At 70.5% G+C, this 9,701-nt stretch carries 11 protein-coding genes and 1 pseudogene; 4 read left to right on the top strand and 8 right to left on the bottom strand.

Features of this window, described 5'->3' with window-relative positions; genetic code table 11:
- On the bottom strand, window positions 1-415 hold a 415-nt coding region (locus tag MVA01S_RS26775; RefSeq protein WP_169801780.1), incomplete at its 3' end, for a nitronate monooxygenase.
- Between the two features lie 59 nt (window positions 416-474).
- On the opposite strand from MVA01S_RS26775, the gene MVA01S_RS26780 reads away from it, so the two are divergent.
- Complete coding sequence (locus tag MVA01S_RS26780) at window positions 475-1,221, top strand: alpha/beta fold hydrolase (RefSeq protein ID WP_003929706.1); 747 nt, start codon at window positions 475-477, stop codon at window positions 1,219-1,221.
- Window positions 1,222-1,226: 5 nt separating this feature from the next.
- A complete protein-coding gene (locus tag MVA01S_RS26785) occupies window positions 1,227-1,862 on the top strand; it encodes a DUF1345 domain-containing protein (protein WP_003929705.1) in 636 nt (211 codons plus the stop codon).
- A gap of 4 nt (window positions 1,863-1,866) precedes the next feature.
- Here MVA01S_RS26785 and MVA01S_RS31765 read toward each other — a convergent pair whose 3' ends face one another.
- From MVA01S_RS31765 to MVA01S_RS26800, 3 genes are all read right to left on the bottom strand, one after another.
- Entirely contained in the window at window positions 1,867-2,694 is an 828-nt protein-coding gene (locus MVA01S_RS31765; RefSeq protein ID WP_051015239.1) for an aldehyde dehydrogenase family protein, read from the bottom strand.
- Window positions 2,691-3,614, bottom strand: coding sequence for a quinone oxidoreductase family protein (locus MVA01S_RS26795; RefSeq protein WP_003929702.1), 924 nt, complete (start codon window positions 3,612-3,614; stop codon window positions 2,691-2,693). The genes MVA01S_RS31765 and MVA01S_RS26795 overlap by 4 nt, the downstream gene beginning before the upstream one ends.
- Window positions 3,615-3,677: 63 nt before the next feature.
- Window positions 3,678-4,496 (bottom strand): CHAD domain-containing protein, encoded by an 819-nt coding sequence (locus MVA01S_RS26800; protein WP_003929701.1) that lies wholly within the window; start codon window positions 4,494-4,496, stop codon window positions 3,678-3,680.
- 42 nt (window positions 4,497-4,538) lie between these two features.
- Between MVA01S_RS26800 and MVA01S_RS32390 the strand changes: the two genes are divergently transcribed.
- Both MVA01S_RS32390 and MVA01S_RS32395 read left to right on the top strand, forming a co-directional pair.
- A complete protein-coding gene (locus tag MVA01S_RS32390; protein ID WP_237024341.1) occupies window positions 4,539-4,775 on the top strand; it encodes a DUF6766 family protein in 237 nt (78 codons plus the stop codon).
- 2 nt (window positions 4,776-4,777) lie between these two features.
- A pseudogene (locus tag MVA01S_RS32395) lies at window positions 4,778-5,207 on the top strand (DUF6766 family protein).
- On the opposite strand, the gene MVA01S_RS31620 reads toward MVA01S_RS32395, so the two are convergent.
- Genes MVA01S_RS31620 through MVA01S_RS26820 form a run of 4 tightly spaced genes read right to left on the bottom strand, consistent with a single transcriptional unit; the run spans window position 5,204 to window position 9,514 of the window.
- Window positions 5,204-5,359 (bottom strand): hypothetical protein, encoded by a 156-nt coding sequence (locus MVA01S_RS31620; RefSeq protein ID WP_003929700.1) that lies wholly within the window; start codon window positions 5,357-5,359, stop codon window positions 5,204-5,206. The pseudogene MVA01S_RS32395 and the gene MVA01S_RS31620 sit on opposite strands and share 4 nt — an antisense overlap.
- A 40-nt stretch (window positions 5,360-5,399) precedes the next feature.
- Window positions 5,400-6,428: a threonine aldolase family protein gene (locus MVA01S_RS26810; protein ID WP_086006030.1), complete on the bottom strand. Its 1,029-nt coding sequence runs from the start codon at window positions 6,426-6,428 to the stop codon at window positions 5,400-5,402.
- A 57-nt stretch (window positions 6,429-6,485) separates the two neighbouring features.
- Window positions 6,486-8,834 carry an AAA family ATPase gene (locus MVA01S_RS26815; RefSeq protein ID WP_003929698.1) on the bottom strand — a complete coding sequence of 783 codons (2,349 nt, stop codon included), beginning with the start codon at window positions 8,832-8,834 and terminating at the stop codon, window positions 6,486-6,488.
- The gene (locus tag MVA01S_RS26820) at window positions 8,831-9,514 is read right to left on the bottom strand and encodes a TVP38/TMEM64 family protein (protein ID WP_003929697.1); all 684 of its coding nucleotides are present in this window, start codon (window positions 9,512-9,514) and stop codon (window positions 8,831-8,833) included. The genes MVA01S_RS26815 and MVA01S_RS26820 overlap by 4 nt, the downstream gene beginning before the upstream one ends.
- Window positions 9,515-9,701 lie beyond the last annotated feature (187 nt).

Here is a 9,701-nt window from a genome sequence, read left to right on the forward strand (position 1 = left end):
GACCGTGCCCGCCGCCTTCGGCGCCGCGGGCCACGAGCACCTCGACGCCGGCGTCCACAGCACGCTGCGCGGCGCCCAGATCCGCGACCTGCGTCGCTGTCACGCACCCCGCGTCCCGCGCGCGCCGCACCCAGGACCAGTCCTCGCCGAAGCTGACCGACAGCAGCGCCGGTCCGGCCTCCAGCGCGGTGGGCAGCAGTTCGGGATCTTTCTCGGCCACCCAGCTGATCAGTCCGATACCGAAGGGCCGCTGCAGGTTTGCGGTGTGTCGGAGATGCTCGCGCAACTGCGCCGCAGATCCCGAACTGCCGATTCCGATCATCCCCAGCGCACCGGCGCGGCTGACCGCGGCGGCCAGCTCGCCGCCGGCCACCCCGCCCATCGGGGCGTTGACGATCGGCGCGGCCAGGTTCATCGCCGCCGACCACTGCGTGTTCACCGGCCCATTATCGGCGGCGTGCCAGGATGACAGCCATGACAGTGGTGTTCGTGCACGGCAATCCCGAGACCGACGCGATCTGGGGGCCGCTGACCGCGGTGCTGGGCCGCGACGATGTGGTGCTGCTCTCGCCACCCGGGTTCGGCGCACCGCTGCCGGAGGGGTTCGGCGCGACGATGACGGAGTACCGGGACTGGCTGGAGTCTGCGCTCGAAAAGCTCGACGGGCCGATCGATCTGGTCGGCCACGACTGGGGCGGCGGGCACGTGGTCAACGTGGCGATGCACCGGCCCGAACTGGTGCGCAGCTGGGTTAGCGACTCCGTCGGGCTGTTCGACGCCGACTACGCCTGGCACGACATGGCCCAGGTGTGGCAGACGCCCGGGGCGGGCGAGGAATCCCTGGCCGCGATGATGGACGGCGGTGTGCCCGCGCGCACCGAACTCATGGTGTCCTTCGGCATCCCGGCCGACATCGGCGCCGCCCTGGCCGAACAACAGAACGACGACATGCGCACCGCGATCCTGGCGCTGTACCGCTCGGCCACGCAGCCCGCGATGGCCGAGGCCGGGCGTGCGCTGGAAGCCGCGGCGGCACGGCCCGGTCTGGCCCTGCTGCCGACGGCGGATCCGTTCATCGGCCCCAACGAGAACCGCCGCCGCGCCGCCGAACGGGCCGGCGCGCGCGTCGAGGTGCTCGAGGGGCTCGGGCACTGGTGGATGGTCGAGGACCCCAAGCGCGGTGCGGCGGCGCTCACGGAGTTCTGGGCGACGCTCGGATAGCTCACGTGAGACCGTCGCTGCTGCACCGCCCGACCACGCGGGTGCTGGGCGCGGTCGTCGTCGGCTGTGTGGCGGCAGGCGTCGCGGCCCTGCTGGGATTCCGCTGGTATGCGGGGCTGGTCGGCTGGGATGCCCTCGCGCTGACCTACCTGGTGTGGACGTGGGTGGTGATCTGGCCCTGCGACGCGGAGCGGACCGCTGCGCACGCCGTCTACGAGGAGCCTGGCCGCCGGACCGTGGTCGCCCTGATCCTCGGGGGCGCGCTGGCCAGCCTCGCCGGTGTCGGCATGTTGTTGGCCGAAACCTGGCCTGACCGTTTCGGTTTGGTGGTTCCGGCGATCGGCATCGTCACCGTGGTGCTGTCCTGGTTCGTCGTCCACACGCTGTACACGATGGCGTATGCGCGGGTCTACTTTCAGGAAGAGCCTTGCGGGGGGATCAACTTCAACACCGAGATACCGCCCCGCTACAGCGATTTCGCTTATGTCGCATTCGCCGTCGGGGTGAGCTTCGCGATCGCCGACACCAACCTGACGACGTCGAGGATGCGGGCCACCGCCCTCGGCCACGGCCTGCTGTCGTTCCTGTTCGGTGCGGTGATCGTGGCGTCGGTGGTGAACCTGATCGCCGTCGTGCTGTGACGGGCTAGATGGCATAACGGCGCGGCTGGTGCTGCACCGAAACCCAGTGGTCGGTGGTGAATTCGTCGACAGCCCACTGACCACCGAACCGGCCGACGCCCGAATCCTTCACCCCGCCGAAGGCGGTGTTGGCGTCGTCGTTGACCGGTGAGTCGTTCACGTGCGTCATCCCGGCCCGGATCCGGCGGCCGAACCGCACCGCACGGTCGACGTCGCGGCTGAACACCGCCGACGAGAGCCCGTACTCGGTGTCGTTGGCCAGCCGCAGCGCGTCCTGCTCTCCGTCGGCGCGCAGCACGGTGATCACCGGTCCGAACACCTCCTCGCGCGCCGTGGCGACGGCATTGCCGCCGGCGAGCACATGCGGCGGCAGACACAACTCGGTCGGCCCGAACGGATCCCCGCCCAGCAGCACCGTCGTCGCGGGCACGCTTGAGCTTGTCCTGAATGCTCTCCAGCTGAGACGAATTGATGACCGGCCCGAGCTGCACGTCCGGGTCGCTGGGATCACAGCGGCCCGTTGCCGCCGAGTTCCAGCGCCAGCTTCTTCACGCCGGCCTTCTCCGCGATGCCCTTGCCCACCGGCGTCGGTCATCACGTCCGCGGCCGCGCGCATCACCCCCGCGCGCTCGGACGGCGGCTCATCAGCCCAGTCCTGTTGCGCGGCAACCGCACTGTCGTACGCCTCGGTCAGGTCGCGTTGGTCGGCCTTGGCGATCTCGGCCAGCGTGGCACCGGTGTACGGGTCGGTGCTGGCGCGCGTCTTGCCGGACCGGCCGGCACGCCAGCGCGCACCGATCGGCATCGCGTCGAAAGCGGGGTACGCGCTCACGGCATCGCCACTCCGATCTTGACATGCGGCCCGTCGGCCTGTGCCTGCCAAGCCTTTTCGGCCTCGTCCAGTCGGTAGCGGGTGGTCTCGACGTGTATGCGCCCGTCGGCGGCCAGCATCAGCAGTTCCACGTACGCCGCATGCAGCACGTCGGCGGGCATGAAGTCGTTCATGTGCCCGATGTGCGTGCGGCCCATCAGCGTCATGAACGGGACCGGCGGTGCGGCGCCGGCACCCTGCCCGACGGTGATCAGCGTGGCCCCGGGAGCCGTGGCGTCCAGCGCGGCGAGGAACGGGTCGCCGTAGACCATGTCGAGGACCACGTCGAAGCCGCGGTCCTGACCCGCGGCCGATCTCAGCGCGCCGGCGTCGTCGTCGCCGCCGAGCTGGACGGTCGCGTCGGCGCCCAGCTCGCGGGTCTTGGCCAGCGCGTCCTCGTCGCGCCCGGCCGCGACGACGCGTCCGGCGTCGAGGATCCTGGCCGCCTGCACCGCGATGGCGCCGACCACGCCGGTAGCGCCGAGGATCAGCACCGAATGGTCGGGGGATAGTTGGGTGTGCCTGGTCAGCGGCAGCCAGGCGGCCAATCCCGCGATGCCGAGCGCGACCGCGAGGTCGTCGTCGACACCGTCGGGCACCACGTAGGCCTTGTCCGGGTTGATCCGGGTGCGTTCGGCCCACGACCCGAACGGGGCCGGCGGCGAGTCGAAGTACACGCGAGCGCCGTCCGCGGTGACACCGATGCCCTCTTTGCCGACGACCCGGGGGACGCCGGGATCGCCCATCTCACCGGAGGCCAGCGCGAGGTCCACTGGGTTGCAGCCGGCCAGGGTCACGCTGACGACGTCGTCGCCCCGGGGTTCCTCGAAGTCTCGGACCACCGGCGGTCGCCCGGCCGCCTCAAGTACCGCTGCCCGCATCGGCGTTCTCCGTTCCTCGGCGCTGACGTGCGGCTACCCACACGTACGGCGGCGAAACAGCGGCTACAACCGGGCGACATCGCGGCGGCACCGGAGGGCGAGCTGTTCCTCCCGGGCGTAGAGCAGGCCGAAGGTGAACCCGTTCTCCTTGGCCCGGCTGCCGGCTCCGGCGCCCATCTGCCGCAGCATCGACCGGGCCACCACCGTGTCCTGCAGATCGCCGAGGACACTCTGAATCTTCTTGTAATGCTTCTGCTTTCGCGTCGCCTTTGTCGACGGCGCACCGGCCTGGATCAGTTCGGCGGCGTATCGGGCCCGTTTGGCGGCCTTGCGAGCACGGTGCAGCAGCGCGTCGTCGACGCTGTCCAGTGCTTCGGCCAGCCTGCGGTCAGCCTTCCCTGCGGCCCGGTGCGCCTTCTTCTGCAGCTGCTTGGCGGTGACCTTCGCGCGCACCGGCGGGGCGTCGCTCCAGCGTCGCAGTTCGGCGACCAGGTCCTGGTAACGCGGGGTCGCCATCGCCTCGGCGACCCGGTCCCGGGCCGGCGCCTCCATTCGGCGTAGATCGCGTTTGACCCGGTCTGCCACCCGTCCCAGCACCAGTTCGTCGGGAAGTTCGCCGAGGGCGCTGCGCAAACGCTCCCGTTGCACCTGCACGTCGCGCACGTCGCCCAGCATCCCGGCGAACCACTTGAGTTCCTGCTCCACCGCGTGCGCCTGGTCGTCGAGCACCGTGCCGAAAACCCGTACGGTGCTGCGCACCCGGCGGATGGCGACCCTGGTGTCGTGGATGGGATCGGCGCCGTCCCGCAGCTCGTCAAGCCCCTCGAGTACGAGGCCGGTCTGGTCGGTCAGATAGGCGTGCAGCGGTGTCGGCGGGGCCATCCACGGCGCATACCCATGCCGAACAGGGGTACACCTGACCAGGTGAAAGCCCGAAACGGCAACTGGTTGCGCGACCACGGCCTCCTGCTGGCGTGCCTGGGTCTGTTCGTGGTGTTCTTCGCCGGGATGGTCGTCTCCGGCGCCGCGACCTACAACCAGGAACAGCGCGAACACGGTTCACAGGAGACGGTCTCGATCCTCGGGTACCTGCGCAGCGGTGACTTCGTGGAGGCGACGTTCGAGAACTGGGAGTCGGAGTTCCTGCAGATGGGCATGTAGTCGTGTTGACGGCTCTGCTGTATCAGCGGGGTTCGGCCGAGTCCAAGCAGATCGACGAGCACGCCCCGCAGGACGAGGATCCGCGGCTCAGCCGAATCGGCCCGGACGCGCCGTGGCCGGTGAGGCGCGGCGTTGCGACTGTACGAGAACTCACTGGCGATCGCGCTGTTCGTGCTGTTCATCGCATCGTGGGCGCTTCACGCGGTCGGCGGCGTCGCCGCCTTCAACGACGAGCAGGCGTAGCACGGGCAACGCGCGATGTCGCTGGCCGAGTACACCACTACGTCGCAGTTCTGGTTCGAGTCGATGCAGAACTGGTAGAGCGAGTTCGTCGCGGTGGCCGCGATTGTGGGGCTGTCCGTGTTCCTGCGTCAGCGCGGCTCGGCGGAGTCCAAGCCCGTCGCCGAACCTCACCGCGCGACCAGCGCCTAACCTCTGTGCGCCGGACCCGGATCGGGCGTGGTCGACGGGCCCGGCGGCATCTCGGGCACGTCTTCGGGGACCAGGCGTTCGGGGACTTCGGCCGGGGTGAGCCGCTCCGGGGGATCGGTCGGCACGCTGTCGCGGGCCAGGGTGCTGTTCATACCCACAGGCGTACCCGGGCCGGGCGGGCGGTAACCAGGATCAGCGGTGACGCCCCAGCGCGGTAAGGGCATCGTCGACCTCGGCCTCGGTGGTCGACCACGAGCACACGAACCGCACCACGGATTCACCTGGGTCGGGCCGGTGCACGGCGTAGGAGTCGGCCAGCCGCCGGTGGGCGTCGTCGTCGAGCCGGACGAACACCTCGTTGGCCTCGGCCGGGCAGGCCGGCGGCAGACCCAGCTCCGTCAGGCCCGTGCTGAGCCGGCGGGCCATCGCATTGGCATGCGCGGCGTTGCGCAGCCACAACCCGTCGTCGAACAGCGCCGCGAACTGCGCCGCGATGAACCGGTGCTTGCTCGCCAGATGGCCGATCTGCTTCTGCACGAAGCCGATCCCGTCGAAGTGCTCGGGCCGGCGGACCAGCAGCGCGTCCCCGAACATCGTCCCGTTCTTGGTGCCGCCCACGGTGACGATGTCGGCGTCGCCGATCGCCTCAGCTGGTGAGACACCCAGTGCGGCAACGGCATTGGCGACACGCGCGCCGTCGACATGCACCAGCAGGCCCAGGGAGTGTGCCCGGTCCACGAAGTCCTTGAGCGCCTGCGCCGGCCACACCCTGCCGTTCTCGGTCGACTGGGTGACCGACACGATCCGGGGCTGCGAATGGTGCACGGCCGTACGGCCCCGCACTCGCCGCTCCAGCTCCTCCGGCGCGATCAGGCCGTCGTCGCTGGGCAGCCGGGTGAGCTGGGCGCCCGACAGTCGCACGGCCCCGCCGGCCTCGTCGACCAGCACGTGCGCCACGTCGCTGCAGAAGATCTCCTGCCACGGCCGCACCGCCGACGCGAGCGCGATGATGTTGGCCGCGGTGCCGGTGAACGCGAACAGCACCTCGGCGTCGGGGGAGTCGAACGCGGCCCTGAGCGCGTCCCGGGCCTGAGCGGTGACCGGGTCGGCGCCGTAGGACGGGGACGGCCCCTCATTCACCCGGGTGAGCGCTTCCAGGACCGCGGGATGTGCGGGGGCGGCGTTGTCAGAGGCGAAGGCGGCGGACGGCACGCGCTCCATTGTGCGCCGAGTGAGAAGCCAGGGCTGTGCTCGCGGTGTCAACCGCAGCCAGGAACGCTATTCCGCGGGGGCGTCGGCGTGGGTGAGCCAGGCGAAGAACTCGTCGGCGGTGAACACCGGCTTGCCGTACTCCATCGCCTTGCGCGCCTTGCCCGACTGCGTGCCCGCCTCAGCGGACACCAGCACGTCGCAGCGCGTCTTGGTCACCGTCTTCACCGGGGTCAGACCTGCCGCGGCGGCGCGGCGCTCCATCTCGTCGCGTTCGACGATGCGGCCCGACGGATCCGCTGCGGTGCCGGTGAAGCAGACGCGCATCCCCGGCGTCAGCGTGGCACGGATGTCGTGGCGATCCAGAAGCTCTGTACCGGTGAGGATCTCGACGCCGAGCAGTTCCTCGGCCTGGCCCAGTCTGGCCACCACCTCGTCGGTGAGCTGCACCCGCGCTGCCGCTGCGCGCAGCTGGTCGGCCACCGACTGCCGCGCGGCGGGCTCCCATCCGGTGTCGTCGCGGCGGGCCGGCGGGCGACCGCCCAGCAGCACGGCAGCCACGTCGCTGCTGATCCGCAGCAATGCCGACAGCCCGGGCAGGTGGTCGGCCACCGGAGTCGCGACCGAGGTGTCACGCCCCACCAGAAGCCCTGACACCTCGACGGATTCGGGCTCCTCGAACGCCGACGAGCCGTCCTCGGCGTCGGCCGCACGGTGGGCCTGCAACGCCGAGCGGGCCCGCTCCAGCGCGGTGCGGCCCGTCACCCGCGCGCCACGCAACTCCACTCCCAGCGGCATGGCGGACACATGGCCGAGCCGTTTCAGTTCGAAGTCCAGCAGACCCAGCTGCTCGTCCACGCCGACCCCCACCGGGGTGCGCCCGGCCAGCATGGGCGCGATCACCGCCCACGCCTCCCGTAGCGTGGGCGCCAGCAGCACATCCGAGACCGTGATGCCGAATCTCGTTCGCGCGTCGGCGAGGTCACGCTGCGGATTGATCAGCGTCGTGACCGCGGTGCCGTCGTCGAACGCCACGGCCAACTCCACCGGCCGCGGGCGCGACATCCGGCCCTCGTCACCGACGGTCAGCATCCCGATCGCGCAGTACCGCCGCGCCCCGGCCGCGCCCGCCGAGGTGCGCAGGAACCGCGCGACCCGACGGTCGGTCTTCAGATCCTTCGGCAGCACCGGCCTTTTCAGCACCAGGCCGGCCAACGACGTGCACCGGCTCAGTGCGACGTAGAGCTGGCCCGTCGAGAACATGCCGCCGGTCAGGTCCACGACCACCCGCTCCAGCGTCTGACCCTGGCTCTTGTGGATCGTGATCGCCCACGCCAGTTTGAACGGCAGCTGGGTGTACGTGCCGACCACCTCACGGCCCAGCGACGCCCCCGACATCACCGGCCGGGTCACCTCCCACGTGAACGGGGTGACCTCCGCGGCGGTGCCGTCGGGGAACTCCACGTCGACCACCGCGCCGTAGCGGTCGTAGCCGACGCCGACCACCCGGCCCACCGTGCCGTTGACCCAGCGGCCGCCCTGGTCGTTGTTGAGCATCATCACCTGCGCGCCGACCTTGAACCGCAGCGTCTCCTCGACCGGAGGGTCGAACAGCGCCAGATCGCCGGAAGCCTTGGCGTGGTGGGTCATCTCGTCGCCGGGCAAGCGCTCCAGCTGCTGCCGGTTGCGGGCGGTGACCAGCCGGTTCGTCGGGGCCAGCGTCAGCCAGAACTCGTCGTCGGGCGGCACGAAGTCCTTGTCGGCGCGGGCGTTGAGCTGCTCCTGCGCATGCCCGAGCAGCACGCCTTCGCGAATCTCGTTGAGAATGGCGGTCATCCGGTCATCGCCGAGCTGGCGGAACACGGTCGTCAACGTCACCGTCGGGAAGTCGGCCCGGTGGAACGACCGGGCGGAGAAGAAGTACGGAGTCTCGTAGGTGGTGCTGAAATAGGCGGCCTCGTCCTCGCGCACCACCGGCGGCAGCTGATACAGGTCCCCGACGAGCACGATCTGCACACCGCCGAACGGCGTGCCCGGTGCGGGCCCGAACCGCTCCAGCGATGCGGCCACCATGTCGAACACATCGGCGCGCACCATGGACGCCTCGTCGACGATCAGCGTCTGCAGCGCGCCCAGGGTTTTGGTGAACCGGCCAGGCCGGTAGCTCCCGGTGCGGATGTCCTCCAGCGTGGTCGTCGACCGGAAGCCGAACAGCCGGTGGATGGTGAAGCCGTCGACGTTGAGCGCCGCGATGCCCGTCGGTGCGACGACCACCACGTTGCGGTCGGTTTCCGCCAGGAAGCGACGGATCAGCGTGGACTTGCCGGTGCCGGCCTTACCGGTGAGGAACAGGTGCCCGCCGTCGGCCAGCCGCCCGAGCGCGTCACCGAACTCCTCGGTGAGGACGAAACCCGTCATTTATCGGCGCGCCATTTCCGCCAGCCGCGGTGCGCCGCGAACGCGCCCAGCACCGCGGTCACGCACCACACGGCGATCGCGCTGAACGCCAGCGGCGCCGAGAACTCGCCGATCGAGGAGCCCAGCGCGGTGTACACGAAGGCCCGCGGCATCGACCCGATGAACGCACCGGCGGCCATCTGCCACAGCGGCACACCGAACGCGCCGAACGCATAGGACGCCAGCGCGTCGGAGATGCCGGGGACGAATCGCTGGCCGACGACGGCCCACAGCCCGCCGCGCTCGATGAGCCGGTCGATCCGGACTGCGCGCTCGGCGCCGAGCAGGGCGCGCGCGCTGTCCCGCCCGGCCCGGCGGCCCGCATAACTGGAGATCAACGCGTTGCCGACCGTGGCGCCGAGCGTCACGAACGTCCCGAGCAGCGGGCCGAACAGGAACCCGCTGCCCGCGGCCAGCAGCGGCCCCGGGACCAGCAACGCACCGAGGATCGCCGAGACCACGACGTAGGCCAGCGGAGCCAGTGGCCCCGTCGACTCGATCAGTCCGCGGACGTAGGCGACGTCGACGACCCGCGCGATCGCGGTCAGATAGAACAACACCGCCAGCACCGCCACGAACAGCGCCAGCCGCGCGATGTGCCTGCGCCGGGACGGCCCCGGGGTCTCTTCCGTCTCATCCATGCCGGACCAATCCTGCCGTACCCGGTTAGGTTGGCAACGTGAGTGTGGTCAACCTGCAGCCGGCCGCTCGCCGAGATCACGAGATCGGGAGGAAACCATGACTGCCCGCCATGAGGTGCTGATCACCGCCGACGAGCTGGCCCGGATGCTGGCGGCCGGCGAGCCGGTCACGCTGCTGGATGTCCGG

Source organism: Mycolicibacterium vaccae NBRC 14118 = CIP 105934 (assembly GCF_001552715.1).
Lineage (GTDB): Bacteria > Actinomycetota > Actinomycetes > Mycobacteriales > Mycobacteriaceae > Mycobacterium > Mycobacterium vaccae.

Bases quoted from the DNA above. Each gene is read 5' to 3' on its own strand.
- MVA01S_RS26780 (WP_003929706.1), top strand. From the start codon at position 475: ATGACAGTGGTGTTCGTGCACGGCAATCCCGAGACCGACGCGATCTGG.
- MVA01S_RS26795 (WP_003929702.1), bottom strand. From the start codon at position 3,614: ATGCGGGCAGCGGTACTTGAGGCGGCCGGGCGACCGCCGGTGGTCCGA.
- MVA01S_RS26800 (WP_003929701.1), bottom strand. From the start codon at position 4,496: ATGGCCCCGCCGACACCGCTGCACGCCTATCTGACCGACCAGACCGGC.
- MVA01S_RS31620 (WP_003929700.1), bottom strand. From the start codon at position 5,359: ATGAACAGCACCCTGGCCCGCGACAGCGTGCCGACCGATCCCCCGGAG.
- MVA01S_RS26810 (WP_086006030.1), bottom strand. From the start codon at position 6,428: ATGGAGCGCGTGCCGTCCGCCGCCTTCGCCTCTGACAACGCCGCCCCC.
- MVA01S_RS26815 (WP_003929698.1), bottom strand. From the start codon at position 8,834: ATGACGGGTTTCGTCCTCACCGAGGAGTTCGGTGACGCGCTCGGGCGG.
- MVA01S_RS26820 (WP_003929697.1), bottom strand. From the start codon at position 9,514: ATGGATGAGACGGAAGAGACCCCGGGGCCGTCCCGGCGCAGGCACATC.